Source organism: Pedococcus bigeumensis (assembly GCF_006438965.1).
Taxonomy (GTDB): domain Bacteria; phylum Actinomycetota; class Actinomycetes; order Actinomycetales; family Dermatophilaceae; genus Pedococcus; species Pedococcus bigeumensis_A.
The window spans coordinates 24,526-51,504 of record NZ_RCZM01000009.1; the positions used below are offsets into that span (position 1 = coordinate 24,526).

At 69.2% G+C, this 26,979-nt stretch carries 30 protein-coding genes and 1 riboswitch; of the genes, 21 read left to right on the plus strand and 9 right to left on the minus strand.

Features of this window, described 5'->3' with window-relative positions:
- Window positions 1–82: 82 nt before the first annotated feature.
- Complete coding sequence (locus EAH86_RS19640; RefSeq protein WP_140743953.1) at window positions 83–1,807, minus strand: DNA polymerase; 1,725 nt, start codon at window positions 1,805–1,807, stop codon at window positions 83–85.
- A gap of 233 nt (window positions 1,808–2,040) precedes the next feature.
- Between EAH86_RS19640 and EAH86_RS19645 the strand changes: the two genes are divergently transcribed.
- Entirely contained in the window at window positions 2,041–3,600 is a 1,560-nt protein-coding gene (locus EAH86_RS19645) for a S8 family peptidase (protein ID WP_140743955.1), read from the plus strand.
- 64 nt (window positions 3,601–3,664) lie between these two features.
- Here the strand turns inward: EAH86_RS19645 and EAH86_RS19650 are convergent, their stop codons facing one another.
- Together EAH86_RS19650 and EAH86_RS19655 are read right to left on the minus strand one after the other, a co-directional pair.
- The gene (locus EAH86_RS19650; protein WP_140744065.1) at window positions 3,665–4,099 is read right to left on the minus strand and encodes a SufE family protein; all 435 of its coding nucleotides are present in this window, start codon (window positions 4,097–4,099) and stop codon (window positions 3,665–3,667) included.
- A gap of 41 nt (window positions 4,100–4,140) precedes the next feature.
- A complete protein-coding gene (locus tag EAH86_RS19655) occupies window positions 4,141–5,112 on the minus strand; it encodes a sulfurtransferase (protein ID WP_140743957.1) in 972 nt (323 codons plus the stop codon).
- Window positions 5,113–5,207: 95 nt separating this feature from the next.
- Here EAH86_RS19655 and EAH86_RS19660 point away from each other — a divergent pair, with 95 nt between their 5' ends.
- The 20 genes from EAH86_RS19660 to EAH86_RS19755 all read left to right on the plus strand — a co-directional run bounded on the left by EAH86_RS19660 (window position 5,208) and on the right by EAH86_RS19755 (window position 20,701).
- Window positions 5,208–5,924 (plus strand): EcsC family protein, encoded by a 717-nt coding sequence (locus EAH86_RS19660; protein WP_241668471.1) that lies wholly within the window; start codon window positions 5,208–5,210, stop codon window positions 5,922–5,924.
- 139 nt (window positions 5,925–6,063) lie between these two features.
- On the plus strand, window positions 6,064–6,447 hold the full coding sequence (locus tag EAH86_RS19665; RefSeq protein WP_140743959.1) for a YkvA family protein: 384 nt from the start codon (window positions 6,064–6,066) through the stop codon (window positions 6,445–6,447).
- 161 nt (window positions 6,448–6,608) lie between these two features.
- Window positions 6,609–7,718, plus strand: a complete 1,110-nt coding sequence (locus tag EAH86_RS19670; protein ID WP_161988724.1) for a DUF4192 domain-containing protein — start codon at window positions 6,609–6,611, stop codon at window positions 7,716–7,718.
- 138 nt (window positions 7,719–7,856) lie between these two features.
- A riboswitch (SAM riboswitch) is annotated at window positions 7,857–7,967 on the plus strand.
- A 17-nt stretch (window positions 7,968–7,984) separates the two neighbouring features.
- Complete coding sequence (gene metX, locus EAH86_RS19675; protein ID WP_140743963.1) at window positions 7,985–9,121, plus strand: homoserine O-acetyltransferase MetX; 1,137 nt, start codon at window positions 7,985–7,987, stop codon at window positions 9,119–9,121.
- Window positions 9,122–9,201: 80 nt separating this feature from the next.
- A complete protein-coding gene (locus EAH86_RS19680) occupies window positions 9,202–9,603 on the plus strand; it encodes a universal stress protein (protein ID WP_140743965.1) in 402 nt (133 codons plus the stop codon).
- Window positions 9,604–9,853: 250 nt separating this feature from the next.
- Window positions 9,854–11,518, plus strand: coding sequence for an RNA polymerase sigma factor (locus tag EAH86_RS19685; RefSeq protein ID WP_425325239.1), 1,665 nt, complete (start codon window positions 9,854–9,856; stop codon window positions 11,516–11,518).
- 116 nt (window positions 11,519–11,634) lie between these two features.
- Window positions 11,635–12,558, plus strand: a complete 924-nt coding sequence (locus EAH86_RS19690; protein ID WP_206665905.1) for a tyrosine-type recombinase/integrase — start codon at window positions 11,635–11,637, stop codon at window positions 12,556–12,558.
- A 320-nt stretch (window positions 12,559–12,878) separates the two neighbouring features.
- On the plus strand, window positions 12,879–13,172 hold the full coding sequence (locus tag EAH86_RS19695) for a hypothetical protein (RefSeq protein ID WP_140743967.1): 294 nt from the start codon (window positions 12,879–12,881) through the stop codon (window positions 13,170–13,172).
- Window positions 13,159–13,467, plus strand: coding sequence for a hypothetical protein (locus EAH86_RS19700; RefSeq protein ID WP_140743969.1), 309 nt, complete (start codon window positions 13,159–13,161; stop codon window positions 13,465–13,467). Before EAH86_RS19695 ends, EAH86_RS19700 begins: the two co-directional genes overlap by 14 nt.
- On the plus strand, window positions 13,464–14,921 hold the full coding sequence (locus EAH86_RS19705) for a DNA primase family protein (protein ID WP_206665906.1): 1,458 nt from the start codon (window positions 13,464–13,466) through the stop codon (window positions 14,919–14,921). Before EAH86_RS19700 ends, EAH86_RS19705 begins: the two co-directional genes overlap by 4 nt.
- Before the next feature lie 287 nt (window positions 14,922–15,208).
- Complete coding sequence (locus EAH86_RS19710) at window positions 15,209–15,466, plus strand: hypothetical protein (protein WP_140743971.1); 258 nt, start codon at window positions 15,209–15,211, stop codon at window positions 15,464–15,466.
- A 2-nt stretch (window positions 15,467–15,468) separates the two neighbouring features.
- A complete protein-coding gene (locus EAH86_RS19715) occupies window positions 15,469–15,660 on the plus strand; it encodes a hypothetical protein (protein ID WP_140743973.1) in 192 nt (63 codons plus the stop codon).
- Window positions 15,660–16,349, plus strand: coding sequence for a hypothetical protein (locus EAH86_RS19720; protein WP_140743975.1), 690 nt, complete (start codon window positions 15,660–15,662; stop codon window positions 16,347–16,349). The genes EAH86_RS19715 and EAH86_RS19720 overlap by 1 nt, the downstream gene beginning before the upstream one ends.
- 11 nt (window positions 16,350–16,360) lie before the next feature.
- On the plus strand, window positions 16,361–16,687 hold the full coding sequence (locus EAH86_RS19725) for a hypothetical protein (RefSeq protein WP_140743977.1): 327 nt from the start codon (window positions 16,361–16,363) through the stop codon (window positions 16,685–16,687).
- Window positions 16,684–17,457 carry a hypothetical protein gene (locus EAH86_RS19730; RefSeq protein WP_140743979.1) on the plus strand — a complete coding sequence of 258 codons (774 nt, stop codon included), beginning with the start codon at window positions 16,684–16,686 and terminating at the stop codon, window positions 17,455–17,457. Before EAH86_RS19725 ends, EAH86_RS19730 begins: the two co-directional genes overlap by 4 nt.
- Window positions 17,458–17,743: 286 nt before the next feature.
- Window positions 17,744–17,962, plus strand: coding sequence for a hypothetical protein (locus EAH86_RS19735; RefSeq protein ID WP_140743981.1), 219 nt, complete (start codon window positions 17,744–17,746; stop codon window positions 17,960–17,962).
- Window positions 17,959–18,756, plus strand: a complete 798-nt coding sequence (locus tag EAH86_RS19740) for a hypothetical protein (protein ID WP_140743983.1) — start codon at window positions 17,959–17,961, stop codon at window positions 18,754–18,756. Before EAH86_RS19735 ends, EAH86_RS19740 begins: the two co-directional genes overlap by 4 nt.
- Window positions 18,753–18,980 (plus strand): hypothetical protein, encoded by a 228-nt coding sequence (locus EAH86_RS19745; protein WP_140743985.1) that lies wholly within the window; start codon window positions 18,753–18,755, stop codon window positions 18,978–18,980. The genes EAH86_RS19740 and EAH86_RS19745 overlap by 4 nt, the downstream gene beginning before the upstream one ends.
- 378 nt (window positions 18,981–19,358) lie before the next feature.
- The gene (locus EAH86_RS19750; RefSeq protein ID WP_140743987.1) at window positions 19,359–19,661 is read left to right on the plus strand and encodes a hypothetical protein; all 303 of its coding nucleotides are present in this window, start codon (window positions 19,359–19,361) and stop codon (window positions 19,659–19,661) included.
- A 305-nt stretch (window positions 19,662–19,966) separates the two neighbouring features.
- Window positions 19,967–20,701 (plus strand): hypothetical protein, encoded by a 735-nt coding sequence (locus EAH86_RS19755; protein ID WP_140743989.1) that lies wholly within the window; start codon window positions 19,967–19,969, stop codon window positions 20,699–20,701.
- Between the two features lie 134 nt (window positions 20,702–20,835).
- On the opposite strand, the gene EAH86_RS19760 is transcribed toward EAH86_RS19755, so the two are convergent.
- From EAH86_RS19760 to EAH86_RS19785, 6 genes are all read right to left on the minus strand, one after another.
- Complete coding sequence (locus EAH86_RS19760) at window positions 20,836–21,099, minus strand: hypothetical protein (RefSeq protein ID WP_140743991.1); 264 nt, start codon at window positions 21,097–21,099, stop codon at window positions 20,836–20,838.
- Window positions 21,096–21,416, minus strand: a complete 321-nt coding sequence (locus EAH86_RS19765; RefSeq protein WP_140743993.1) for a hypothetical protein — start codon at window positions 21,414–21,416, stop codon at window positions 21,096–21,098. Before EAH86_RS19765 ends, EAH86_RS19760 begins: the two co-directional genes overlap by 4 nt.
- Before the next feature lie 173 nt (window positions 21,417–21,589).
- The gene (locus tag EAH86_RS19770; RefSeq protein WP_140743995.1) at window positions 21,590–21,835 is read right to left on the minus strand and encodes a hypothetical protein; all 246 of its coding nucleotides are present in this window, start codon (window positions 21,833–21,835) and stop codon (window positions 21,590–21,592) included.
- Window positions 21,836–22,038: 203 nt separating this feature from the next.
- Entirely contained in the window at window positions 22,039–24,426 is a 2,388-nt protein-coding gene (locus EAH86_RS19775) for a transglutaminaseTgpA domain-containing protein (RefSeq protein ID WP_140743997.1), read from the minus strand.
- A complete protein-coding gene (locus EAH86_RS19780; protein ID WP_140743999.1) occupies window positions 24,423–25,685 on the minus strand; it encodes a DUF58 domain-containing protein in 1,263 nt (420 codons plus the stop codon). Before EAH86_RS19780 ends, EAH86_RS19775 begins: the two co-directional genes overlap by 4 nt.
- Window positions 25,686–25,694: 9 nt before the next feature.
- Window positions 25,695–26,765 carry an AAA family ATPase gene (locus EAH86_RS19785; protein WP_140744075.1) on the minus strand — a complete coding sequence of 357 codons (1,071 nt, stop codon included), beginning with the start codon at window positions 26,763–26,765 and terminating at the stop codon, window positions 25,695–25,697.
- Window positions 26,766–26,979 lie beyond the last annotated feature (214 nt).

The following is a 26,979-nucleotide window of genomic DNA, read 5'->3' on the forward strand; positions in this document are numbered from 1 at the left end:
CCCCACCTAACCACGCATCGCCGCAGGTCAGGGATTATTGCCGCTCAGTCCTTGCGCGCGTCCTCGGCTCTAGTCCTTGGCTCTAGTCCTTGGCCTCGGACCAGCGGTGAATGACCGAGGCGTCGGCGACGAACCGGACCTGTGTCGACCCGGTCCACCGGCGGGCGCTGTCGGTCAGCGCCTGCTCGAGCCGGGCCATCGTCTCGACGGCGTTCTCCTCCGGGACGTGGACGAGCAGCTCGTCGTGCAGGCAGAGCACGATCTGGGCACCGAGGTCGCGCGTGGTGGCCCGGACCGTGGCCGCCCAGGCCTTGAACAGCTCGGCCGCGCTGCCCTGGATCACGGCGTTGCGGGCGAACCGGCCTCGTGCGGCGTCGTAGGCGGCGGTGCCGTCTGCCGGCACGTCGGCGAGGACAGCGTCCAGCCTGATCAGCCGACCGCCGAAGGTGCGCAGGGGCTGGCGTCTCAGCCCCGCGGCATACGCGGCGTCGAGGTAGCCCATGGCGACGGGGTAGGTGCGCTCGAGGTCCTTGAGGGCCTCGCCGGCGGCTCCGCTGCGCTGGCCGTACATAGCCGCGAGGACGGCGATCTTGGCCACCGGCCGGTCGACGCCGAGCGCAGTCGCGACGGGGGCGTAGAGGTCGTCGGCGCGCGTCGCCGCGGCGAAGGCCTCGTCGCCCGAGACAGCGGCCAGCACCCGCGGCTCGATCTGGCCGAGGTCTGCCCGGACGAAGACGTGACCAGGGTGGGCAGCCACCGCCGGGCGCAGGGCCGTGGGCAGGTTGTGCAGGCCGTTCTGTGCGGTCATCCGGCCGGCAGCGCCGTCGCAGGCAGTCCACCCGCCGCGCAGCCGGTCGTCGGCACCCACGTGGGCGTCGAGCCAGGGGTAGCCGTAGGTCGTCGCGATGCGTTCGGCCTTGCGCCACTCGAGGAGCGCGCCGACGACAGCATGGGTGTCACGGAACGGCTCGAGGACCCACTTGCGGGTGTTGGGCACGACCACGCCGACTGACGCGAGCAGCTCCTTGACCTGCAACGGGTTTCGCAGGTCCGTGGACTCCCGGCCGGGCGTGTGGGCGAGCACCTGGAGGTCGCGTTCGGTGCGGATCCGACGGGCGTCGGCGTCGTTCTCGGGGCGGGGCCCGGCGGCCTCCGCGATCATCCGCTCGGCGGTCGCCCGGTCGACGGGCAGCCCGTCGCGGGTGAGCTCGACACACAGGAAGGCGGCGGCCGACTCGGAGTGGGCCGCCGCCACCGACCTCGACCCGACCTCGGCCAGCGCTGCCTCCTGCGCGATGGCGCAGGCCAGTGCGGCCCGGCCCCACGCGGCGAGGGTCTCGTCATCAGGTCGCCAGTCGACGGTGCCGGCATCGGGGTCGAGGTAGCCGTCGGCGCGGACCACGGACGCGGCGGTGCCGACAGCGGTGTGCGCCGTGCCGCCCGGCGCGGCCGAGGACGCGACCGCGTCGAAGTCGAAGAGGTCACCGCGCGTCGCCGCCGGCAGCCCGGAGCGATCCAGCCGGTATGCCGCGGCCCACGCCACCTGGGGCGTCGCCTCCCAGCCGCCCGCGAGCAGTCGGTGGGCTTCGGCGACGTCCCAGCAGCGCCCCACCGGGAGGCCGGCCCGCACCAGCGCGGCGGCGTCGTGGCCGGCCGACCACCAGACCCAGCGCACGTCGCCGGACGCTTCGAGCTCGGCCGCCCGGGGCGCCATCCGGTCCAGCGGGCCGACGAGCTGGAGGTCGTCGCCGACGATCGCAGCGCGACCGTCCGCAGCGGCGACGAACGCGACGAGGGCAGTTGGCATGGCGGGCACATCCTCGCACCCGAGACCGACGTCCCGGGCCGGCACCCGCGGTGGACGGGCAGGCCGCGCGGCCGCGGACCCGACGACTGTGACGGGTGCGGACGCCAGCGCGGGGCCTCGCGATGCGGGGTACCGCAAACCCCCACGAGGTCACAAAATGGGGCACAGTGCAGGGAACTGGAGGCTCCTACCGGACCCCGGTTGAACCACACCCCCCACCCAGGAGGAAACCCATGCCCCACCGTTCCCCGCACGGACGCGGTCTCGCCCTCGTGGCGGCAGGCGGCCTGTTCGCCGCCTCGTTGCTCGCCGGCGGCAGCGCCACGGCGTCGCCCACCGACGGCACTGACGCGGCCACCGCGTCCACGACGACCACCGGCACGGCGCAGGACGCCTCGACGCCGGTACCCGTCCTCACCCCCGACGGCAAGCTCATGAGCTACGTCGTCAACGCCAAGGTGGCCAACCCCGGGCAGACGCGCCTGGTCGAGCGCGCCGTGGTCGCAGCCGGCGGTGTCGTCGTGCAGTCCTGGCCCCAGATCGGCGTCGTCATCGCGCACTCCGACCGCGCCGCGTTCCGCGCCGACGTCGTCCGCCACGGCGGCAACGCCGTGAGCTCGGTGGGTGCGTCCCGCACCGCGGCGGTGAGCGAAGGCACCCCGGCAGACCTGTCCCCGTCGTGGGGCAAGGGAGCCTCGGGCTACCAGAAGGGCCACTCGAAGCCCGCCAACGGCGACCTGTCCGACGCCATGACCAGTGACGCAGCCCCGGCCACGGACCCCCGTGAGGCCGAACAGTGGGACATGGTCCAGATCAAGGCCGACCAAGCCCACAAGATCACCGACGGCGACCGCTCGGTGGTCGTCGGCGTGCTGGACAGCGGTATCGACCCCGACCACCCTGACCTCGCCGCCAACATCGACGTCGCCGACTCGGTGAGCTGCATCGGTGCCGGTCGTCCGGACCAGAGCGCCGGCGCGTGGTACCCGACGACGTCCGACCACGGCACCCACGTGGCAGGCACGATCGGTGCCGCCCGCAACGGAACCGGCATCGTCGGTGTGGCGCCGAACGTGCGGATGGCCGCCGTCAAGGTGGTCAACGACGACGGGTTCATCTACCCCGAGTACGCCATCTGCGGCTTCGTCTGGGCCGGCCTGCACAAGATGGACGTCACGAACAACAGCTACTACATCGACCCGATGGAGTACTGGTGTGACGACCAGCCCGACCAGGCTGCCGTTCGCACGGCCGTCGAGCGGGCCCTGTCCTGGTCCACCGAGCAGGATGTCGTGCACGCCGCCGCCGCTGGCAACTCCGCCAAGGACCTCGCGAACAAGACGACCGACAGTGCGAGCCCGAACGACACCACCCCGATCACCCGGCAGATCAACAACGAGTGCAAGGACATCCCGACCGAGCTCCCCGGGGTCGTGACGGTCTCGTCGACGACCCGCACCGAGGGGCTGTCGAGCTTCAGCAACCGTGGTCAGTCGGTCATCGACGTCGCCGCACCGGGCAGCAGCATCCTGTCGACGATCGTCAACAACAACGGCTACGGCCTCAAGAGCGGCACCTCGATGGCGTCACCGCACGTCGCCGGAGTGCTGGCCCTGATGAAGTCCGCCCACCCCGACTGGACCCCGACGCAGATGGTCGCCAAGCTGCGCGCCCAGGCCGACGACCGGGCCTGCCCGGCGACCAGCCCCGGTGGGCCGGCATGCACCGGGCCGGCTGCCGACAACAGCTACTACGGAGAGGGCATCGTCGACGCCCTTGACGCTGTCAGCTGATCCCACCCATAAGGCGAGGCCGCGACCCGATCCAGGGTCGCGGCCTCGTCCGCGTGATCTGTTGCTAGGAGCGGGTTTTCAGCGCGACCTGCCGCTTGATCCGACTCAGCATGCCGACCATGCCGCGCAGCCTCAGCGGCGATACCGCCTCGCCCAGCGAGAACCGGTAGGGCGCGTCCTCCGGCACCGCAAGCACCTCGGCGACGGTCAGCCCGTCGAGTCCCTCGCTGAGGATCCCCGCGAAACCGCGGGTGGTCGGCGCCTCCGGGGGCGCCGAGAAGAACAGGTGCACCGCGCGGTCGTCCGGCTGGTCGGCGGGCTCGTCAGCCACCTCGACCACGAGGAAGATCGGTGACTGGCACTCGTGGACCTGTTCCATGGTGTCCAGCGACCCGGCATACCTCGCGGGCAGCTCGGGCAGACCCTCGCTGAACTCCAGCAGCAGCTCCAAGCGTTGCGGCGCAGCAAGATCCGCGAAGTCGTCGGCGATCTCCTGCATCGCCGCCGGCAGCGGCACGGGTTGGGCCACAGCGGTGTCGGTCACTTCGGCGCGCCCTGTTCGACCGGGACGCGCACGGCGTTGCCCCACTCGGTCCACGAGCCGTCGTAGTTGCGGACGGCGTCGAACCCGAGCAGGTGGGTGAGCACGAACCAGGTGTGCGACGAGCGCTCACCGATGCGGCAGTAGGCGATCGTGGCGTCGGCGGGGGACAGACCCTGCTCCTGCAGGTAGATCGCCTCAAGGTCCTCGCGGGACTTGAAGGTGCCGTCCTCGTTGGCCGCGCGGGCCCACGGGACCGACTTCGCGCCGGGGATGTGGCCCCCACGCATCGCGCCTTCCTGCGGGTAGTCCGGCATGTGCAGCAGCTCGCCGCTGTACTCGCCGGGGGAGCGCACGTCGACCAGCGGCCCGCCGAGATGGGCGAGCACGTCGTCCTTGAACGCGCGGATCGGCGCGTCGTCCCGCTCCACCACCGGGTATGCCGAGTCGCCGGCCAGCGGAGCGACCTGCGGCACGTCCCTGGTCAGCTCGCGGCCCTCGGCCGACCACTTGGCCCGGCCGCCGTCGAGCAGCCGCACGTCCTCGTGGCCGAACAGGCTCATCACCCACAGCGCGTAGGCGGCCCACCAGTTGTTCTTGTCGCCGTAGATGACGACGGTGCTGTCGCGGCCGACGCCGCGGGCCGACATGACGGCCGCGAACTGCTCGGCGTCGACGTAGTCGCGCAGCACCGGGTCGTTGAGGTCCTGGTGCCAGTCCAGCTTGAGCGAACCCGGGATGTGGCCGGTGTCGTACAGCAGCACGTCCTCGTCGGACTCCAGGACGACGATGCCGTCGGGCCCGCCGACCCCACCGGCTTCGATCTGGTCGGCGAGCCACTGGGTGCTGACCAGCCGTTCGGGGTGGGCGTAGGCAGCGAACGCGGAATCGGTGGACGCGGGTTCGGTGGGCGCGGAACCGGTCGACGCGGAACCGGTGGACGGAGCGGAAAGGTCAGGAGACTCGGGCATGCTCCAAGGCTAATCCCGCTGGTCACGGGCCCGCGTGGCAGGATGGCGGCGACCGATCGACACCAGGACCGATTCGAACCTTTAGGGGTGCTGACGTGGGCTTTCTCGGAATGGGCAAGGACGAGGCGCAGGCCAAGCCGACCTCGGCGCTCGAACGGGCCAAGGCCCCCCGGGAGGAGTCGGGCATGTTGTCCGGAGCGGTGACCGGCCTCATCGAGAGCCTGCTCGACGTCGGCATCGACGGCAAGGGGCCGTTCGACTCCGCGCAGAAGGTGGCCGACATCAAGCGGGCCGAGAAGCCCGGCGCCGACGACGCCGTCGACGCCGTGGTCCGTGGCCACCTCAAGCTCGCTGCCGCCGGTGGCTTCGTGACCGGGCTCGGTGGCTTCGTCACGCTGCCCGTTGCGCTGCCGGTCAACGTCGTCGAGTTCTACATCGTGGCGACCCGGATGGTGGCCTCGATCGCGTCGCTGCGCGGCTACGACATCAAGCAGCCGGAGATCCGCTCGGCCGTGCTGCTCACCCTCGTGGGGGCCGACGCCGACGACCTGCTCAAGAAGGCCGGCGTGACCTCGACCGGACGGCTCGCCAACCTCGCCGCCCAACGGCTGCCCGGGCCGGCGATGATGGTGGTCAACAAGGCAGTCGGCTTCCGGCTGCTGTCGACCGCGGGCAAGAAGACCCTCACCCGGTTCGGCAAGGGCGTGCCCGTCATCGGTGGGGTCGTGGGTGCCGGACTCGACAGCTACCTGCTGAAGAAGATCGCCGATCACGCACGGCACGAGTTCCCGCCCAAGGGGAAGGGTTTCTGAGTGATCGGGCCTCGGCGGAACCGCGCCTGCGCGTCACCCGTCGGACCAGTCCGTGGGACCACCCCGGGAATCACCGGGATACCCAGGTCGTTTGAACCGTGTCCGGGCCAGCTGGTGCCCGGGAGCTAGGAGTCTGACCATGGCCATGAACCGATTCGGTGCCCTGCGCACCATTGCCACCGCGGTGCGCACCGCGACCCGTCCGGGGTCGCCCGGCATGGGCGAACGGCTGATGAGCGTGCCCCGCCTGTTCCGGGCCACCTTCCAGGGTGAGTATGCCGGGACCTCCCGTGGGCGGCTGCTGATGGTTCTCGGGGCGGTGGCCTACGTCGTGTCACCCATCGACCTCATCCCCGAGCTGGCGCTGTCCGTGTTCGGCCTCGCCGACGACGCCGTGGTGGTGTCGTGGATCGCGGCGACCGTCGTGAACGAGACCGAGTCGTTCCTGGCCTGGGAGCGCACCAAGCCGTCGGCCGGCGCGACCGCCGCATCCGAGACCGTGAGCGGGCACGTCGTCCCTTAGCTCCGGTCCCACCAGTCCAGGGATGTTGATGGGGCGGTACGACGCGGATATCGCGCCGTACCGCCCCATCGTCGTCACAGGTCGAAGACCCGATGCGCGCCCGTCCACAGGGACGAATGCCCGGCGCGGACGGGACCACCGGGGAGCGCCACGGTTGCTCCATGACCCAGATCAGACTGCGCGGGCCGGCAGACGTCGTCGCCGTCCTGCCCTACCAGCTCGGCTACCACCCGCGGGACTCGATCGTCGTGGTCGCCCTGCACGACCGCGCCGTCGGGCTCATCGAGCGGCTCGACCTACCGGCTCCGGAACACGCCGAGGAGGCGGGCCGCGTGCTGGTGGGGCCGCTGCTGCGTGAGCGCCCAGAGGCAGTGCTGCTCGTCGGGTACGAGACGGCAGAGGGCTCGAGCAGCCCGGCGCTGGATGCCGTGCGTGGACAGCTCATGGAGGCCGACCTCGACGTGCTGGACAGGCTCGTCGTCCGCGACGGACGCTGGTACTCCATCGACTGTGCGGACACCTGCTGCCCACCCGAGGGCATCCCGGTCCAGGCCGCCGACACCCCGGCCGTCGCCGAGTTCGTCGGGCTCGAGGTCTCGCCCCTCACCGGTCGGTCGGCGATCACCGACCTCGTGGCTGCGGACCCGACCCTTGCCGCGGCGGTGGGGGCCGCGCTGGGCGAGCGGGGGGCGGCCGACCCGGGTCTCACCGCCACGGGGCCGACCGACGCGAGTCTCTCCGATGCAGCCCGCCGACTCCGGGCACTGTCGGGCTGGGCCGTCGTCTGCGACGTTACGGCTGGCGCGGCCGAGGTCGAGGACCTCGCTCCGGCGCAGCTCGCCCTGCTCGTGCACAGCCTGGAGGACCTGGCGCTGCGCGACGGCCTGGTGGCCTGGCTCTGTCCCGGCTCGCTGCCCCTCGCCTGCCTGCCGCCCGACCTGTTCGACGCCTTGCGCTGCACGTTGCCCACCCCGACCTGGCACCGGACCTCACCGGACGGGTCCGGTGCCATCGCGGGTCGGCGACTGGTCGCGCGGCTGCAGTCCCTGGTCAGGTCGGTGCCGGACGAGCATGCGACCCCGGCGCTCACGGTGCTCGCCAACCTCGCCTGGTGGCAGGGCGACGGCGCCTTGGCCAGGACCTGCCTGGATCGCGCGCTCGAGGCGTTGCCCGGCTACCGCCTGGCACTGCTGCTCGAACGCATGCTGGATCTCGGGGTGCGCCCCGGGGGCCACGGCGAAGAGCTGGGCGAGGGGGTGCGCGCAGGCTGAGCCGCGCGGTGGCGATCCCGGTGGCGTTCCGGGCGCGTCCCGGGCCCGTCCCGGGCCTGTCCCGGGCTCTGGCCGAGGTGGCGTCCATCGTGCGGACGCGCCGGACACGCAGCCGCGGTGCTCGTATGATGGTCGGCAGGTCATGAGTCCCAGCACCAAGCCCCGGCTTGCTGGGCGGCAACCCTCCTCGCGGTGGGGTGCCCCGGGTGAGGACCCGGCCGACCCTGACCTGGGCGGCAAGCGCGAGCGCCACAGGAGCAGTTTCGATGACCACGACCTCCCCTCCACGAGCAACGTCCGGGGCCTGGCGGGACGGCGGTCCGGTCGGCCGGCGCAGGTTCGTGGACCTCGGCGCGGTGGAGCTCGAGCGCGGCGGTGTCCTGCCTGCGGTGCGGGTGGCCTACGAGACGTGGGGTGAGCTCAACGCCGCCGGCGACAACGCCGTCCTGGTCGAGCATGCCCTGACTGGCGACAGCCACGTCGAGGGCCCGTCCGGGCCAGGCCACCCGACACCGGGCTGGTGGGACGGGCTGATCGGCCCGGGTCGCCCCCTCGACACCGACCGCTTCTTCGTGGTCGCTGCCAACGTCCTCGGTGGGTGTCAGGGCAGCACCGGTCCCTCGACGCCGGCCGGCGACGGCGCCCCGTGGGGGAGTCGCTTCCCGTTCGTCACCGTCCGCGACCAGGTGCAGACCGAGGCCCTCCTGGCGGATCTGCTCGGCATCGACCGCTGGCGTGCCATCCTCGGCGGCTCCATGGGAGGAATGCGCGTGCTCGAGTGGGCCGTCACCCATCCGGACCGGGTGGCGACGGCCATCGTGCTGGCCAGCACGGCATACGCCACTGCTGAGCAGATCGGCTGGTGCCAGGCGCAGCTGCTGGCGATCCGTGCCGACCCGCACTTCCACGGCGGCGACTACTACGAGCACGGTGCCGGGCCGGAGACGGGGCTGGGGATCGCGCGACGGATCGCACACGTCACCTACCGCAGCGAGCTCGAGCTGCACGAACGGTTCGGTCGTGACCCGCAGCAGGCCGAGGACCCGCTGGGCGGACACGGGCGGTACGCCGTCGAGTCCTACCTCGACCACCACGCCGGCAAGCTGGCCGGACGTTTCGACGCCAACTCCTACGTCGTGCTCACCGAGGCGATGAACTCCCATGACGTGGGCCGAGGCCGTGGGGGAGTCGCCGAGGCGCTCTCCCGGATCACCGCCGAGCTGGCTGTCGTCGCGGTGGACTCGGACCGGCTCTACCCGCCGCGGCTGTCCCACGAGATCGCCGATGCGGTCCCGGCTGCCGCGGTGCACACGGTGCATTCCGACTACGGGCACGACGGGTTCCTCATCGAGATCGAGCAGGTCGGGCGGATCGTGGCGAACGTGCTGTCCGGCCCTGCCTGACCGGGGGATTTCCGGTACGGTCGGCCCAACGGCAGCTGCCGTCCGGTCATCGCCGTCCGGTCAACCCTTTAGGAGCTCCTGTGTCCATCGTTGTGGGATATGTACCGACGAAGGAAGGGCGCGCCGCACTGCGCCGAGCCGCGGACGAGGCGCTGCTGCGCAAGTCCAAGCTGATCGTCATCAACTCCCAGCGCGGTGGCCGCGACTTCGACGGCGACGAGGCGAACCGGTTCGAGAGCGAGCTCTCCCGCATCCAGGGTGAGCTCGACGAAGAGGGTCTGGAGCACGAGGTGCGCCAGCTGGTCCGCGGCAACGAACCGGCCGAGGACCTCATCGCCGTGGCCGAAGAGGAGAACGCCGAGTTCATCGTCATCGGGCTTCGGCGCCGCACCCCGGTCGGCAAGCTGATCCTGGGCTCGAACGCCCAGCGCATCCTGCTCGACGCGTCGTGCCCCGTCCTGGCGGTGAAGGCAGACGCCTGAGGCGGCTGGTCCGGCGGCCCACGGGTTGCCCGTCCCGGCAACGTTCCGGTCCCGTTCAGACGTCTCGACCGCGCCGATGCGGGATCTGCGGGCAAGTCGTTTTACAATGTATGCAACGAGGTCTCGTCAGGGTCCAGCCCAGCCGGTCTCGGCAATACTTCCACTCCCGCTGTTGTTGTCACAGGCATCCCCTCAAAGCATGGCTGTGATGACGTGCGCCGTGCCGCGAGTCCGCGACGAAAGGTAGTCCGTGTCGCCTGTGTCCAAGAAGGCTGCGAGCCCCGCACCGTCTCTTCCCCCAGAGTTCTCCCACCCCGCACTGCAGAAGCTGCTCAAGCAGGGCCGCACCAACGGCTCGGTTGACAGCGGTCAGCTGCGTGACGCCCTGGAGGGGGCCGAGATCGCACCCAAGCGGATGAAGGCCGTGCTGCGGTCCCTGGACGAGCAGGGCATCCACGTGACCCTCGACCCGGCGACCGCCACGCGTGCGGTGGCTGCGACCAGCACCCGGAAGAAGACTGCGACGGCACCGGCCAAGAAGGCTGCCGCCAAGACGGCTTCGCCTGCGGCCAAGCCCGCCGCAAAGGCTGCGGCACCCAAGGCCGAAGCCCCGAAGGCCGACGACAAGCCGGCGGCGAAGACGGCCACCAAGGCAGCCGCGACCAAGCCTGTGGCCACCAAGGCCGCGCCCGCCAAGGCGACCACGACCAAGAAGGCCGCAGCGGCAGCCGCGGGCGAGGCAGCGCCGGCCACCAAGAAGGCCGCGACCACGAAGAAGGCCGCTGCCAAGACGGCCGCCAACGGTGCCGCAGCCGATGGTGACGCCGCCGACAGCGACGCCCCCGCGGCAGAGCCCACCGACGTCGTGGTGGGGGAGCTCGAGGACGTCGTCATCGACGACGAGGACACGGACGACAAGAAGGACGAGGAGTCCGAGGGCGCGGGCTTCGTCCTGCGCGACGATGACGAGGACGACGCCCCGGTCCAGCAGGTCGTCACCGCCGGTGCCACGGCTGACCCGGTCAAGGACTACCTCAAGCAGATCGGCAAGGTCGCCCTGCTCAACGCCGAGCAGGAGGTCGAGCTCGCGAAGCGCATCGAGGCCGGCCTGTTCGCCGAGGAGCGGCTGAACTCCGGCGACAAGATCGAGATGAAGCTCAAGCGCGAGCTGTGGTGGATCGCCCAGGACGGCAAGAAGGCCAAGAACCACTTGCTCGAGGCCAACCTGCGCCTCGTGGTCTCGCTGGCCAAGCGCTACACCGGTCGCGGCATGTTGTTCCTGGACCTGATCCAGGAGGGCAACCTCGGTCTGATCCGTGCGGTCGAGAAGTTCGACTACACCAAGGGCTACAAGTTCTCGACGTACGCGACGTGGTGGATCCGCCAGGCGATCACCCGCGCCATGGCCGACCAGGCCCGCACCATCCGGATCCCGGTGCACATGGTCGAGGTCATCAACAAGCTGGCCCGCGTGCAGCGCCAGATGCTCCAGGACCTCGGGCGCGAGCCCACCCCGGAGGAGCTCGCCAAGGAGCTCGACATGACCCCTGAGAAGGTCGTCGAGGTCCAGAAGTACGGTCGCGAGCCCATCTCCCTGCACACGCCCCTCGGCGAGGACGGCGACAGCGAGTTCGGTGACCTCATCGAGGACTCCGAGGCAGTCGTGCCGGCCGACGCGGTCAGCTTCACGCTCCTGCAGGAGCAGCTGCACTCGGTCCTCGACACGCTCTCCGAGCGCGAGGCCGGTGTGGTCTCGATGCGGTTCGGCCTCACCGACGGCCAGCCGAAGACGCTCGACGAGATCGGCAAGGTCTACGGCGTGACCCGCGAGCGGATCCGCCAGATCGAGTCCAAGACGATGAGCAAGCTGCGCCACCCGAGTCGGTCCCAGGTGCTGCGCGACTATCTCGACTGAGACTCAGACGGTCAGGTCGGCGTTTCCGCAGGTCATTGCCCTGTAGAGGCTCTGACAGGCGACACGCTACACCCGCACAGCGCTCTTAGTCCAGATATCAGGCTATGCTGCGTGTCGTGGCGAAGAAACCTGCTCAGCCGGACCTGCGGATGCTGCTGCCCTCGTGGCTCTTGTCGTTGCGCGCCGACCGCAAGAGTGAGCAGACCATCAAGACGTACTCCGAGGGCGTGCGGTTCTACCTCACATGGTGCCAGGACAACGACGCGCCACCGCTCGAGCGCGCTAGCATCCGCGGATGGATCGCGGCGCTGCTCGACGGCGGCAACCAACCCGCGACGGCACGCGCCCGCCAGTTGGCGGTGCGACGGTTCACGTCATGGCTGGCCGAGGAGGGCGAGATCCCGGCTGACCCATTCGTGGGCATCAAGGCGCCCAAGCTCGACACGAAGGTGATCGAGCCCCTGACGGAGGACGAGCTGAAGGCCTTGCTCAAGGCGTGTGTGCCACCCAAGGGCGCGACGCCGGCCGAGGCCATGCGCCACCGCAGGGACGAGGCCATGCTGCGGCTGATGCTCGAAACCGGCGCGAGAGCCGGTGAGGTGGTCGCCATCGAGCGCGACGACATCGACGCCACTGCCGGTACGGCCATCATCCGCAAAGGCAAGGGCGGCAAAGGCCGCGTGGTCCCGTTCGGACCACACACCGCCCTGGCGCTGGACCGCTACATGCGGCTGCGCACCCACCATCGCCTCGCAGACAGCCCCGCACTGTGGCTAGGGGATCGTGGCAAGGGATTCAGCTACGACGCACTGCACAAGGCGCTGGGGGAGCGCGCCGCCGCCGCCGGGATCGTTGGCTTCCACCCGCACAAGATGCGCCACACCGCGGCTCACCGTTGGCTCGCCGCTGGCGGTTCCGAAGGTGGGCTGATGGCCGTAGCGGGCTGGACCCGACCCGACATGCTGATGCGCTACACCAAGGCCCAGGCGTCCGCCCGTGCTGCGGAGGAAGCCCGAGGGCTCAACCTAGGCGAGATCTAATAGTTATCTCAATATGTGAGATTGCTATTGACTTCGGCGTAAACGGGTTGCGCTGTGCTTCGGACCATGGCAGAGTCGCAACCAACACCCGCAGAGTTCCATGGGTGAGATTTAACTCGCTAGGCGCGAGGTGTGACTCAGGCCCAGGTGGCCGTTGGAAGCGCTCGATGCCGAACGACTGTGGGAGTTCGCCCAGGCGGTGAGTCCCTAGCCCGGCCCAGGAGGCCGTGAGGGCAAGTCGAGCGTGATCCGTAGGCCACTCGCCTCCGGTCACAGGCTCCTTGCCCGGATGACCAGAGGTCAATGAACCCGAGGTCACCATGACTGAATCTGAGCGCAAGCTCCGTTCGCAGATCGCCGCCCACGAGTCTTGGGCACAGACCCCCAACCGCACCGCGCGCACCGCCAACGCGCGTGCCGGCCTTGACGCCAAGTTCCTCGCTCAGGCAGACGGCGACCCCATCGCCGCTGAACACCTGCGCAAGGCGCACTACCAGAGGCTCGCCCTGAAGAGCGCCATCTCGCGCCGCAAGTCCCGCGAGCTGACCGAGACCGCCGAGGCTGCCGAGGCAGAGCTGGACGAGCTCGGGGAGGCTGCGAATGATGCTGCCTGACAGGTCCACCTGCTCGTTGGGCAACGAAATCCGCCCCAACCCGAAGGCTGAGGCGGACCCAAAGACGTTTGGCGGCGTCGATCCCATTCTAGCCGAGGATCACCGTCTCTGGATTGGCGGCTATGACGCGGGTTATGCCGCGGGCCGTCAGGACGCCTCCGTGGATCTCGCGTGCGGGTGGTTGCACGCCGAGGCCCGACGCTGGACCGATCAGGCTGTGACGCTGGCCGAGGCGAACCACGGTAAGGGCTGGTCGGACGAGATCCGCGCCCAGGCAGAGGGGGTGGCCGCGTGAGCGACGACCTGCACCCGGAGTTCAAACGGATGCTCGGCATAGACGAGCCCACACCCGAGTACGCGCCCGCCGACGACCTCGAGCCGATGGCCGACTACGGCGACTCCCACGCACACGAAGGCGAGCAGCACCGCGGGCAACTGCGCATGGCCTACCGACTGGCGGCCTGCTACACCGACCGACTCTTGCACGTTGCCAATGTCGGGTGGCACGTCTGGGATGGACATCGCTGGACCGTGGACGAACGCGGCGAGGCAGCCAAGGCCGTGTTCGACACCCTGCGTCAAGCGCTCGCTGAGGCCGTCGACCTTCCCGGCAAGGAACGCGACCACCTCTATAGCGACGTGCGCAGGTGCGAGACAGCCGCAGGCGTTGACGGGGTGCTCAGGCTCGCCTCAGCCCTTGACGCATTCGCCGCCATCGTTGGCGACCTGGACGCAGATCCGTACCTGTTGAACACCCTCAGCGGCACGCTCGACCTGCGCACGCTCGACCTGCGCCCACATCGGCCGGCCGACCGGCTCACGAAGGTGTGCGGCACCGGATACGACGCAGGTGCAGAGGCGCCCACATGGGAGACGTTCCTCGCAGACGCGCTGCCAGACGCGGAGGTGCGCGACTTCCTCCGTCGCATGGTGGGGCTCTCGCTGGTTGGCAAGGTGGTCGAGCATGTTCTGCCGATCCTCACCGGCACCGGCCGCAACGGCAAGGGGACGATGGTTCGCACCCTCGCGGCTGCCATCGGGGACTACGCCATCGAGGCCGAGCCGGAGCTCTTCCTGGCCCGTGACCGAGCCCACCCGACTGGACAGCTCGACCTTCGAGGCGTCCGACTGGCGACCTGTCAGGAGACCGACGAGGGCAAGCGGCTGGCCGTGGCGACCGTGAAGCGGCTCACCGGAGGCGACACGATCCGAGCGCGAGCGATGCGTCAGGACTTCGTGGAATTCGAGCCCTCCCATCTTCCCGTGATGATCACGAACCACCTTCCACGGGTGCCCGCGGACGATCCCGCCCTGTGGGCGCGTCTACTGGTCGTGCCCTTCGACGTGTCATTCATCGGACGCGAGGACACCGGACTAGGCGACAGGCTCGCTCTTGAGCTGCCCGGAATCCTTGCGTGGGCCGTGCGCGGCTATGGCGAGTACGTCGAGCGCCGGCTCGACCCGCCGCAGGCCGTGAAGGTGGCAACCGAGCAGTACCAGGTGAGCGCCGACGCGCTGGCCCAGTTCATCGAGGAAGTCTGCTACGTCAACCCCTACGTGTTCGCCCGAGCCTCCGAGTTGTTCGCCGAATGGCAGGCGTGGTGCCGCGTCAACAGCGAGGAACCGGGCAACACGCGCCGATTCAAGGAGTCGATGGAAACGCGCGGCCATCAGTCACGGAAGACCAACAGCGGCAACGTCTTCCAAGGGCTCGAGGTCGTCAAGGAGGCCGTCGATGAGCGCTACTGAGCACAGAAGTGGAGGAAGTGGAGGGTTACTGCATTCATCCCGAACACATACACATAGGGAGTTTGCCGAGAACCCTCCACCGCCTCCACTCACACGCCGTGAGGTGTCCCGATGAGCCCCCGACTGGACCGCTACGGCGATCCCATCGAGGACGACGACGAGCAGCCGGTGGCCGCTGACCTGTGCCGCGAGGCTCTCGCCAGGGCTAATGAGGCACGGAGATGCCCAGTCTGCTCAGGGCACCTCAAGCCCGGTTGGCTCGTCCACCCGAGCTGCAGGAGTGCCGCGTGAACGCCGCCGCCGCCGCCGAACGTCTGACAGCAGCCCTGGCAGACCTCGAAGACAAGGGCATCCGCTGGCCATGCAAAGGCCGACCGGAGTGGACGAGTGAGTCCGCCGAGGACCGCGAGTACGCCGCGGCCGGTTGCCGATTCTGTCCCGTGTTCGACCTGTGCGCCGCGATGGCAGACGAGACCAAGCCCACCGCCTGCGTTTACGCCGGCGTCGACCGAACCCCCAAAACCCGTACCAAGAAAGCGAGCTGAACATGATCACCAAGAGCGAACGCCGCAGAGTGAGCAAGGCTGCAGATTGCCTCCTCGCACTCGCCATCCGCGACGCCGAGAATCTGAACCGGCGCAAGATGGCCGGCGAGGACGTAGCTGCCGAAGCCGTCGACCTGCTGCCCATTCTGGCGATTGTCGGGCGGATGCAGGACATTGCCGAGGGAGGCGCCTGATGGCCGCGCTGCCAGAGCCGTACAGAACCCTCTCGGCGACGATCGAGGAGATAAGGCGCGTTCAGAAAGGGCTCATCAACCGCTCGCCGTTCGCCTTCACCGGCATGCACACGACCGGCCACAACGGAATGGAATCTGACGACTTCGACGGCGACCTTGATGCCGGCGACGCCGGCACCAAGGGCTGGTCGTTGAACAGCGCCCGCGCTGCCATCGGTGAGCTGTTCCTGCGCCCAGGGAGCATCACAAACGATTCGCTGTTGCAGCCGGTCGTGCCCGGTGTCGTCAATGCCGTCGACACTGCGTTTGCCCTCGTGGCTGCATCGTGGACGACCTTGGCAACGCAGAACGTCACCGTTCCGGCCGGCTGCACTCAACTGCTGGCGCACGTCACCGGAATGGTCTTCGTGGTCGACCCGAACACCACGGGTGGATCCAACGGGGCCGGGGCCGACGTCGTACAAGCCCGCGTCTGCGTGGGCGCCACCAACGGCCTCACGGCGGGCGTGTCTATCAGCGGCTCCAACGGTCAGACGTCCGTGTCCTGCTCGGTCGCCGCACTGCTCACGGGCCTAACTCCTGGCGGCACGGTGACCGTGAAGACGCAGGGCGCCACTGGATACCAGAACTTCGCCAGCAACGGTGCCAACCAAGCAAACGCCAGCGCCACGTTGGTGTGGCTGCGATGAACGGAGAACCCATGAACACCGACCCGATTCAACTGCTAGGCGCCGACGATCTCGGACCTACTGGCTACTTCGGCCCAGACAGCGGCATCAAGCCCACGGAGCCCCGCAACGGCGCACAGGACCGCGTCAAGGCCGTCAAGGTTACCGACATACCCCAGCGCGATGCCGAGCCCGCTACGGTCGTTTCTGGGCTCACGCTCATGGCGTCCCCACCGATAAGCCTCGGGTGCGCGCGCCAGCCCTGCGGAGGCAGCCTCGAGAACGTCGACCCGCGCCACGTAGACAACCTCAAAGGCGTTTGGGTGTGCGACGAGCACCGCGGAGGCGATGCCGCATGAGCAGCAACTCATTCCTAGACACGGTGTTTGCCAGCAGCCGACGCCGAGTCCCCCGCGTTGGCCAAGTGATCTCCGTCAGTGACGGAATCGCCCTCGTGAACGCCAACGGCGGCGAGGTGCCCGCGTTCGTCACCGACCACACCGGCCTCGTGGCAGTCGGCAACATCGTCACCATCAGCCCGCTGGGCGAGACGTACGAGCTGACGTCGATCCGCTCCGGAGGCACGCCGGCCGGCCTCGTGCTGGGATCCAACCTGCTGCCCAACCCAGGGTTCGAGTACGGCCCCGCGGGCGCGCCGCCTGACAACTGGACCGAATACACCACGACCGCGAACGCAGTCCTCGTGTGGGACAACACCGCAGGCGAGTCCCTGGCCGGCTCAGCGCGCGCCCTCGTGACCATGACACCCGACGTCGTTCCGGTTGACCACACCACCGCCTCACGACCCGTCATGGTCGACGACGGCATCGACTACCAAGGCTCTGTGTGGCTCAAAGCAGTCGGCACCGCCACCGCGTGGGCGTGCGTGCTCAAGGTGCTCACAGCCCCGGACGCAGCCAAATGTGAACCCGGTGACCCCGCAGCGACAGAGACCACGCTCGCCACCGTCACTAGTCCCGGTGGCGCGTACCAGCTAGCCCTAGGCCCCATCACGGTCCCCGCCACCCACGGTTACGCCCGCCTGCTCCTGCAGACCACCGCAGACGCTGGCGCCGTCATGGTCGTGTCGTGGGACGAGGCCGCGCTACAGCAGAAGGTGACCCCGTGAGCAGCAGAGCCACCCACGCGCAAGTCACCTGCCGCGACTGCGACAAAACCGGTTGGGCGCACGTCGGGTTCACGGGTTGGCGTTGCTCTCTTCATAGGGACCGGACACCCGACGAACAGCCCCGGAAGCGCCCACAGGCCAACGATGACGGACCCCACGCAGGTAGCCCGTATAGGTGCCGAGCCCACCACGAAGTGCGTGTGGACCAGCGCGGCAGAGGGTGCGGGCTGTGCGCTCTCGAGCGCAACGCCCGCAAGGAACCCGAGCCTGATCGGTTGGAGATCCGATGACCGTCCTCATCATCGGGTGGTCCGGACGCCCCACCCCCGGTGGAGGCCGCAGCGCGGTCGCCGCCGTCGACGGGGTCAGAGTCCGCGTCCGCCGCAGCCTCTACAAGGTCCGTTGGCTGTGCGATGACCACGGAGCCGAGAACTACCCGCATTGCCCCCACCTGCGCGCGCTCGCAGACGAGCCCGCCGACCCCACGAAAAGGAACCACTCATGACCACCACCCAGGACGCCATCGCCCACGCCAAGGCCCAGACCAACGCCGCCGTCGCCATCGGCGAATCCCGCGGCTGGGAACGCCCCGCCGACTTCGCCCGCCTGACCACCCTCGGCGCCGCAGCCAAGGCCGCCATCCGCGACGCAGACCCGGTGCCCGTGCCCTTGCCGACCACCGCTGCCCAGGTCGACGACTGGCTCGACCAGACCGCCGCCGCCCGCGTGCACGCCGCAGCCCGACGTAGCGCCGCCGAAGAACTCGCCCTCGACGCAGACCGCCAAGTCGCGCGACTTGGCCAGCACATCGCCGCCGAGTACGTGCCCAAGCTCGTCGAGGAGTTCGCCACGGAGCTCAAGGCCTACGCCGCCCTCGCCAACGCGCCGCGCACCATCACCGGCCACGAGACCGCCAAGGACTTGACGGCCCACGCGACGCTGCTGCGGTGCGCCGCCGACCTGGCTAGCACGCTCAACGCCCGCGCCACCCTCGCCCTCATCACAGGAGAGGCCGACGACTTCGGCCAGGACGCAGTCTGGCTCGCCCTGGCCGTCAAGCCCAGCGCCGGCCTCGACGCCGTAACCCAGGCCGTCGCCACCTTCCACCAAGGCACGCCGTCGACCGTGGCCGACTGGGACAGCCTCGCCCCGCTCGGCCTCACACTGGCCCAGCACGGCGGGGCGCGTACCCGCATCGAACGCCACGCCGCAGCCAACTTCACTCGCGGCACGACCACGCCAGATGGTGGCCTTGTGGAGCGGAGCTACGGCGAGGTTGAGGCAGGCGCGCTCCGGTGAGCAGCGCCGCCGACGAGTTCGCAGCCATCCTCGGTGTCACCGCACCGACCTCCGAGCCCGAGCCGGTCGAACCCGTCCGGCGCCGACCACGCCCCGACCCTAGCCAAGCGTCAGGTGCCAACGGCCCGACCGCCGTCAACCCCTCTGCCCGGTTCGCCGAGTGGATGGAAGACAACAACCGACGCGGTGACGGCAAGGGCAACTGGCGGCAGGTAGGCCCGTGACAGGTAGACCAGACCACACCATGGGCTGAGTGGACACGCACCGACATCAGCGTGCACGACATCAGCAACCTAGCCCCCATGCATGGCCACCCCTGCCCCACCTGTGGACGTACGTGCCACGAGGACAAGAGCAAGGCTGAGGCTGCACGAGGCAGAGCACGAGCACACACAAAGCGCAAAGCACAAGGCGTGAGGCCCGTCGAGAAGCACCCAGGTTCAATCACCTGAGCTCACGCACGTGAGGGGTGGGGCATAGACCCCCTCGGCAGGGGTTCCTGCGCGATGCGGGGTGGCACCTCACCAACTGCGTGGGCCCAACGTCCATTTTTCTGAAAAGCGTGGAGAAACCCTATGACATGTCCTGAGTGCTCTGGGCCGATGCCGAAGACCAAGGCGACTGGCCGGCCCGCCGTCTACTGCACCCCTGCGTGCCGACGATCTGCTGAGTACGCCATCCGTCGCGCCCAGATCCTGCTCACAAGGGCTCAGCGTGCGCAGCAAGACGCAGCCTTGCGCGTGGCGATGTCCACGTCGGCATGGGACATCAAGGATGCCGAGCCGCGGGCGGCGTTCTGGGAGGGCGAGGTGGAGCGCCTGCGCACGTCCCTACGCGAGCTGCTCGAGCAGGTCGGCACCCAGGACGACGAGTCCACACCGGGCACCACAGACCCTCGTCCGTGACTTTCTCCACGGTTTCGCTCAGATCCCCCAGACCCGTACTAACAGGCAGAGGCTAACCGAGTCGCGCTAGCACCTTGGCCGGGAGGGGGGTGGGTGGGCAGGGGCCTGAGATGGGGGAACGAACACGACGGAAGCACCGAGTTGAGAGGAATGTCGGACCCAAATGAGACCGTATGAAACACTGAACTCAGAGGAGGACGAGATGGCATCTGCAGGACTGGCGGGGACGACGGCCACCAAGGCGGAGTTAGAGGAGTCCGTTCGGCGCGCCGTGCGTCGCGCCAACGTAACGCGTGCGCAGTTGCATGAGCAGGCAGAGGTCGGACGATTCAGCTCCGGCCGCGCTCGTATCGCTTGGGCTCTCGTCTCCGAACTTGAGAAGTCTTGATGTAGCTCGGGAGGGCCGAGAGTTCGCGGATCGGCTGTCGAGTCTGCTCAACCGTACGGTTACGGATGGGATCCGCCTGAGCTGGGCAACCCAGGGCGACTTCATTCACGTCGGTTACGGAGTGACGCCCTCAGACCTTGGAGCTTCGAGTCCGTTTGCCGTCAATCCAGGCAAGGCGGGTCAAGGTCTCGCGCTATCGGTGTGGTTCCTTCTGGGGCCGGACGCCGAGGATGAATATGTTCAGGTGCAAACATCGGTGTTCGAGGTTTACGCCGACATCGCCGACGAAGGCTCGAGCCTCTTGCACGTCGACTATCAGCGAGACAAGGACGACTACCCCGAATCGCATCTGCAGGTCTACGCATCGAGTGAGCATTGGGAGCGCGCATCTACCCGCTCCTTGGATCGTCTTCATCTGCCCGTAGGCGGCCGACGCTTCAGGCCGTCGCTCGAGGATGTTCTGGAATTTCTGCTTGGGGAGGGGCTTTCGACCGGGCGCGCCGGCTGGGAGACGGCGATTGGCGAGCATCGTGACGCGTTCCGGCGCACACAACTGAAAGCGGCAGTGCGTCGCGATCCCGAAACAGCCCGCTCTGCCTTGGCCGACTATGACCAGCGCGCGAAAGCGACGGCCGCGCGGCGTAAGCGCTAGTTCTCACGGCGGCTCGTATCTAACAGAATCGGGCTCGTCTAACGGGGCGAGGTCAGGCGATCGTGAGCCGATGATCTCGTTAGCAGCGGCACCCTGTCGGAATGACAGGGTGCCGCTGTGTTGGGCGGGGTTGGTCAGGCGTTGGCCCCTGCGATGTCGGCAGCCTCGAGGATGTCAGCTGCCATCGTGCGCGCCTCCTGTGGCGTGAGGGCATTGCCGTCGCCCCACACTGCGACGTACGGCGGTGCCCCGTCCTCGCCCTCCTCGACGTTGACGAAGTGACCAGCTGCGAGCGCCCGCTCCCACGAGCACGCCCCTCGGTCACCTGTGCTGTCGGGGGTGTGGTCGTTGCACCAGGGCTGATGCTGCGCGACGGCCCGCGTCTCGGCGGTCATCATGCCGTCACCGCCTGTGCTGCGAACTTCGGCCCGAACATCTGGACCATCTTGTCGTCGGTGGGCGCCGTTCCTGTGGCGTCCTCGATGAGGCGTGCGAACTCCTGTCGCTGGTGGGCAGTCGTTTCCGCCTCGAGGTCGGTCGCGTCGATCACGAGCGTGTGCCATGCGTCCAACTCTCCCGATTCGATGCGGCGACGGAGCTCGAGGATGGAGATGCCTGATTGCCGGGATGCCTCCTGGAGGGTGATGGCTTCCCCGCGACGTGGCGTGGTGCGGTACTTCTTGAGGTTGCTGCTCAGGCGGTCCGCGATAGTCATTCTGGGCCGCGTAGTTTCGCTGATGCCCACTACCTCGGTTGCGCTGGATGATGTGTTCACGGTGGTTCTCCAATCGGGTTTGGTTGAACTGTCTAGGCCTCGCTGGGTGCTTGCTTCATCCGGCGGGGCCGTTCTGCATCCTGCCGCCGTGTGGTGACAGGGGCTCTGTGTTGTCAGGGCCGCGGGTACGACAGGCAGACCTTCGACCGCACGAGGTAGGCGTCATAGAGAGTTGCCCGCTCGGTCTGGTCGGTCGTGGCGTTGTAGTCGTGGCTGATCTGCACCGCCTGCTGGCACTCTGGCGCGACGTAGGGCGCTGCCGGTCCTGCGGTGGCTGAGCTGATGCCCAGGACCATCCCCGCGCCGATGATGGTCCCGGCGACCAGCGCGCCTACGGTGATGTTGAATGACTTGCTCATGGGGTGATCCTCAGTCCAGGATATTTCGCCCCACAGCGCTCTTGACCTGCACGTTTGCAACGCTCACTTGCACAGCGTTCAAGCGTCTCTAGTGCGCGACTACCTGGACTGATGCGCGGTGCCGGGCGACCGGCATACCAAGGCGATGACGAAGGCCCCCCGAGACTCGGGGGGCCTTCGTCGTCTCGTATGCCGCCCGACGGCTACGCGCGGAAGTCGCGACGCGCCTCGCGCCAGTCCTGGAAGCGGACCACCGGCCTGCGCAGGATCCGCCCGACCGAGGCACGGCGTTCGCGCCATTCGATGAGGCCTTCGGTGGGCCACCAGGCGGCGCGCATCCGGTCCTTGCGCCGGCGCGCCCCGGAGACCGCCTTGACCACCGTCTGGGTGTCGGTGCGAATGTCGGCAATCGTGGCTCCGGGAGGGGCGTAGCGAGAGCGTTCCACGCCGGCGACGACGCGGTGCAGCGCCTCGGTCTGGTCCCCCTCGAGATAGGCCTCCCGCTGGTAGAAGCGGCCCGCCTGCCGGGGCGTGCTGCCACGTGGGGGGATCACGCCGAGGTCACCGATCCGTTCGATCATGGCCTGCCACTCGATCTCGACCCGGGTGGACTCGTCCGGTGCGTGTCGCAGCCGACGGCGCAGCCGCCTGCGCGCGGCCAGCGGGACGGCGAGCGAGCCCAGGATCCCGATGAGGAGTCCGAGCACGATCCACAGGACCGTCGTCCTGGTGCGCGGCCCGAACCAGTTCCCGAAGGTCGAGCCGCTGCCCGTGGTGCTGACCGGGTCGGTGGCGCCGGGGTCGTTGCGACCGTCGGTCCGCGGGGCGGACGTCGTGGCGCCGCCGGTCGCGGTGTTGGTCGCGGAGCTGCCACCGCCGGGGGTCGTCGGGGCGAGCGAGTAGGGCGGTGCGACCGTGTTCTGGGTGCCGGACGGGGTGGGCTCGAACCGCAGCCAGCCGATGCCCTGGAAGTAGAGCTCCGGCCAGGCGTGCGCGTCCGAGGACCGCACGGTGTAGGTGCCCTTGTCGGCGGTGCCCGGGAGGAAGCCGATCGCCATCCGCGCGGGGATCCCGGCCTGGCGGGCCATCATCACCATGGCGGTGGCGAACTGCACGCAGTAGCCGGTCTTGGACCGCAGGAAGAGCGAGATCGCGTCGGGCCGCTCGTCCTGGCCGAACTGGTTCTTGACCGTCTCGGGCAGCTTCAGCGAGTAGGTGAAACCGCCGTCGGTGCGCAGGTACTTCTGGATCGCGCGGGCGGCCTCGATCCGTGAGGCGTTCTGCGGCACCACGTCGTCGACCAGCCTGCTGAGGATGTCCTGTGAGGCAGGGTCGACCTGGAGGTCTTCCTGAAGGATGCCGCCGGTGGCGCCCTGGCGGTCCTGCGCGAGGGAGTCCTGGGTGGGGTTGAGCGCGAGGTAGGAGAAGCTGTACGACCGCGCGGCCCGCCGCACCGTGGCGACCGACGTGTTGCGGTCCAGGCCCCAGGTCACGCGGCCGAGGTCGGCGGACACCAGGGGGGTGGGCGCGGCGATCTGGGGCGCCTCGATGCGGGAGTCCTCCACGGAGATCCGGTAGGTCTCGCGTGGCACGTCCGCGGCGAGGTCGGGTGGCGGGTTGACGGTGGTGCGACGGCCGTAGTCCACGTCGTCGGGGTCCTCGCGCCAGGTGTCCGCGAGGTAGGTGTTGAGCACGCCCACACGCAACGGCGTCAGGATCGCGGCGTTGGTCGTGTAGCTCAGGACTGGGGCCTTGGACGGGTTGTTGAGGCTCTTGGTGAGGTCGAGGGTCGACTTGAGCCCGATCTGTCCGTCGCTGAAACCGGTCGAGTTGCCGGACCGGCCGAGACCGTCGATGAGGTAGCGCGTCGGGAAGTGGGGGATGACCACCGGCACCACGACCGCTGCGACCAACCCGGCGACGGCGAGGGTGCGGCCGACCGCGGCATACCCGTAGGCGCCGTCGTGGTCGTCGGTGTTGCGCCGGCCGGTGGTGCTCATCGGCACGGTGGTGCTCCACCGCCGCAGCGAGGCGATGCCCTGCCGTCCGAGCATCAGCAGCCAGAGGCCACCTGCTGCGATGAAGAACATCGGGTGCAGGGACTCCCCGGAGTTCGAGGCCGAGATGAGGAAGGCAGTGAGCAGCGGCAGACCGGCGAGGGCGGGCGAGCGGCGCATCACGGCCAGGTGGTCGACGATCGTGGCGACAACGCCGATCGCCAGGCCGATGGCCAGGGTGATGCCGCGGTTGGTGGGTGCCGGCGCGGCGTAGTTCTGGATCGTCTCGCGTGCGTCGACGAGAAGGTTGTTGAACGCCAGCACCATGTCCGGGGTGGGCAGCGCGTGCCACAGGTGGCCGCGACCGAAGAGCCAGGAGCCAGCCAGGACGACCCCGACCAGCTGCGCTGCCGCGATGGCGATCCAGGAGGTCGTGAGCATCCGGGCGAGGATGCCGACGAGCACCACCGCGAACACCATGCCGAGCATGGGGCGGATCCAGGTGTTCGGTGTGAACAGCGTGGTGAGTGGCCACGCGACGACAGCAGACGCCGCTCCGGCGATGAGCGAGTCGGCAATACGTCCGCGGCTCATGCCACACCGATCCGGCTCGTGGTGCGGGACAGGACGCCCCAGACCGAGGGGAGGTCGTCACCGACGCCCACGACGGCGACGGTCCACCCGGCCCCGCGGAGCACCGGGACGCAGGCGAGCTCGTCGCTGGCGCCGGGCCGGTGCCGCCTGGTCGCCGTGAAGCCGTCGGGGTCCAGCACGATAGCCAGCGCCGTCCCACCGGGCTGGCGCAACGAGGCGACCCGACGGGCCAGCTCCTCGTCGAGGTCGGTCACGACAGCGAGGATCAGGCCACCGGACGCCGTCACGGGGTGGGCGGACTGCAGCACGTCGCCGAACTGGTCGTCCGACCCCGTCTCGGCCATGGCCAGCACGTCCAGCAGGGGATCGACCTCCATGGCGCTCGCGGCCCGGCTGTCCTCGGCCGTCTCATCGCTGATGAGGTGCACGGCATACCCCTGGTCGAGGAGGTGCGCGGAGACGGAGGCGCACGCGGTCACCGCCCACTCGAAGGAGCCGGAGGTGCCCGAGCCGTGGTGACCACGGGCCCGGGAGTCGAGGACGATCGCGGCGCGACGGCGCGCGGGGCGGTCCTCCTGGCGGACCATCAGCTCGCCAGTCTTGGCGGTTGCCGGCCAGTGGATGCGACGCAGGTCGTCACCGTCACGGTAGGAGCGAATCGAGACGTCGTCCTCGCCGTGGAGGGCGACCATGTGCGGGATCGCGCCCTCGGCGCCGACGCCGCTCCCAGGTGGCTGGCCGCCGCCGAGCGGGATGATCTTGGGCAGCACGAGGATGTCGCTGGACCCGGAGATCGCGGCCACCCGGGTGCTCAGCCCGAACGGGTCCCTCAGCCGGACGCCGAGCGGGCCCAGCCGATGCCGCCCGCGGACGTGCGAGCGCACCGAGTAGTGCACCTCCTGGCGGTCACCACGGCGAAGCCTCGGCACGACGAACCGCGGCCGGTCACCGAGGGCGTAGTCGAGCTGCTCCTCGGCCATCAGCAACGGGCTGGCCGCGCCACCGGCGTTCTCGATGCCGAGTGTGACTAGCGACTGCTCGTCGACCTGGATCCGTCCCGGCAGGGCGGTGCGCTCGAGGGCGAACCGCAGGTCGTGGCGCCGCATGAGCAGCCCGCTCAGCAGCGGCAGCGCGACGAGCAGCACGCCGATGCGGGTGAGGTCGGTGAAGCCGAGCCCAATTCCACACAGCACCAACGTGATTCCCGCAGCGACGAACGCCCGCCCGCGGGTGGTGAGCAGGTCGCGAAGTCGACGCACGCTGACGCCTCAGCGGCCGGAAGCCGGGACCGGCACCCGCCGCATGAGGTCCTGCAGCACCTCGCCGGTGCTGCGGCGGGCCAGCTGCGTCTCGCCGGTCGGGATGATGCGGTGCGCCAGGACCGGCAGCACGATGGCCTGGACGTCGTCAGGCAGCACGTGGTCACGACCGTCGAGCGCCGCGTGGGCGCGGGAGGCACGAAGCATGTGCAGGCTGGCGCGCGGGGAGGCACCGAGCCGCAGCGCGGAGCTGGACCGGGTGGCTGCCGAGAGGTCGACGACGTACTGCTTGATGGCGTCGCTGGTGAAGACCGACCGGACCGCCCGCACCATGGCCGAGACCGTGGCGGCGTCGGTGACCGGGCTGAGCGTCTCCAGCGGCGAGACCTGTCCGTGGCTGTCCAGCATCGCCACCTCGGCGCGGGCCGACGGGTAGCCGAGGGAGATGCGCGCCATGAAGCGGTCGCGCTGGGCTTCGGGGAGGGGGTAGGTGCCCTCCATCTCGATGGGGTTCTGGGTGGCCATCACGATGAACGGCTTCGGGAGGTCGTAGGTCTGGCCGTCGACGGTGACCTGTCCCTCCTCCATCGACTCGAGCAGGGCCGACTGCGTCTTGGGTGAGGCGCGGTTGATCTCGTCGCCCACGACGACGTTGGCGAAGATCGCGCCGGGGCGGAACTCGAAGTCACGCACGTCCTGGTTGAACACGCTGACGCCGGTGATGTCGCTCGGCAGCAGGTCGGGGGTGAACTGCACGCGGCGGACCGAGCAGTCGATCGACCGGGCGAGCGTCTTGGCCAGCATCGTCTTGCCGACGCCGGGGACGTCCTCGAGGAGCAGGTGTCCTTCGGCGAGCAGCACGGTGATGGCGGTGTGCACGACGTCCGGCTTGCCCTCGATCACCGAGTTGATGGCGCGGGCGAGCCGTCCGGCGACCTCGGTCACCTGGCCCAGGGAGGCGGGGGAGCCCGCGGGGAGGGAGAGCAGGGTCTCCGGGTTGGTCGTCCCCACAGGGGTGGGCCTTGCCTGCTTGATGGCGTCGTCCTCGTGCCTGCCTTGCACCGGCTGTCCTTCCGTCATCCCCATGGCCGCCACGCTGCGCCCCCCGGGTGGTCGATCGATCTTCCCCCACAACGCACCACCAAGACAGGGGGTATGCCGTCTCGTGACCTGACGACGGCCGTCACGGGGTCATTTCGCTCAGCGTCATTCGTTGCCGCGGCGGTTCCGGACCGGCTCTGGACGGGGTTTGGTGTCCAGCTCGGTCCCGACGGGCTGGTTCGCGACCCGCCGT

Bases quoted from the DNA above. Each gene is read 5' to 3' on its own strand.
- EAH86_RS19715 (WP_140743973.1), top strand. From the start codon at position 15,469: ATGATCACCAAGAGCGAACGCCGCAGAGTGAGCAAGGCTGCAGATTGC.
- EAH86_RS19785 (WP_140744075.1), bottom strand. From the start codon at position 26,765: ATGACGGAAGGACAGCCGGTGCAAGGCAGGCACGAGGACGACGCCATC.
- EAH86_RS19720 (WP_140743975.1), top strand. From the start codon at position 15,660: ATGGCCGCGCTGCCAGAGCCGTACAGAACCCTCTCGGCGACGATCGAG.
- EAH86_RS19740 (WP_140743983.1), top strand. From the start codon at position 17,959: ATGACCACCACCCAGGACGCCATCGCCCACGCCAAGGCCCAGACCAAC.
- EAH86_RS19695 (WP_140743967.1), top strand. From the start codon at position 12,879: ATGACTGAATCTGAGCGCAAGCTCCGTTCGCAGATCGCCGCCCACGAG.
- metX (WP_140743963.1), top strand. From the start codon at position 7,985: ATGACCACGACCTCCCCTCCACGAGCAACGTCCGGGGCCTGGCGGGAC.
- EAH86_RS19655 (WP_140743957.1), bottom strand. From the start codon at position 5,112: ATGCCCGAGTCTCCTGACCTTTCCGCTCCGTCCACCGGTTCCGCGTCG.
- EAH86_RS19725 (WP_140743977.1), top strand. From the start codon at position 16,361: ATGAACACCGACCCGATTCAACTGCTAGGCGCCGACGATCTCGGACCT.
- EAH86_RS19760 (WP_140743991.1), bottom strand. From the start codon at position 21,099: ATGATGACCGCCGAGACGCGGGCCGTCGCGCAGCATCAGCCCTGGTGC.
- EAH86_RS19670 (WP_161988724.1), top strand. From the start codon at position 6,609: ATGACCCAGATCAGACTGCGCGGGCCGGCAGACGTCGTCGCCGTCCTG.
- EAH86_RS19650 (WP_140744065.1), bottom strand. From the start codon at position 4,099: ATGCAGGAGATCGCCGACGACTTCGCGGATCTTGCTGCGCCGCAACGC.
- EAH86_RS19750 (WP_140743987.1), top strand. From the start codon at position 19,359: ATGCCGAAGACCAAGGCGACTGGCCGGCCCGCCGTCTACTGCACCCCT.
- EAH86_RS19755 (WP_140743989.1), top strand. From the start codon at position 19,967: ATGAGCAGGCAGAGGTCGGACGATTCAGCTCCGGCCGCGCTCGTATCG.
- EAH86_RS19770 (WP_140743995.1), bottom strand. From the start codon at position 21,835: ATGAGCAAGTCATTCAACATCACCGTAGGCGCGCTGGTCGCCGGGACC.
- EAH86_RS19775 (WP_140743997.1), bottom strand. From the start codon at position 24,426: ATGAGCCGCGGACGTATTGCCGACTCGCTCATCGCCGGAGCGGCGTCT.
- EAH86_RS19640 (WP_140743953.1), bottom strand. From the start codon at position 1,807: ATGCCAACTGCCCTCGTCGCGTTCGTCGCCGCTGCGGACGGTCGCGCT.
- EAH86_RS19730 (WP_140743979.1), top strand. From the start codon at position 16,684: ATGAGCAGCAACTCATTCCTAGACACGGTGTTTGCCAGCAGCCGACGC.
- EAH86_RS19665 (WP_140743959.1), top strand. From the start codon at position 6,064: ATGGCCATGAACCGATTCGGTGCCCTGCGCACCATTGCCACCGCGGTG.
- EAH86_RS19765 (WP_140743993.1), bottom strand. From the start codon at position 21,416: ATGACTATCGCGGACCGCCTGAGCAGCAACCTCAAGAAGTACCGCACC.
- EAH86_RS19700 (WP_140743969.1), top strand. From the start codon at position 13,159: ATGATGCTGCCTGACAGGTCCACCTGCTCGTTGGGCAACGAAATCCGC.
- EAH86_RS19645 (WP_140743955.1), top strand. From the start codon at position 2,041: ATGCCCCACCGTTCCCCGCACGGACGCGGTCTCGCCCTCGTGGCGGCA.
- EAH86_RS19735 (WP_140743981.1), top strand. From the start codon at position 17,744: ATGACCGTCCTCATCATCGGGTGGTCCGGACGCCCCACCCCCGGTGGA.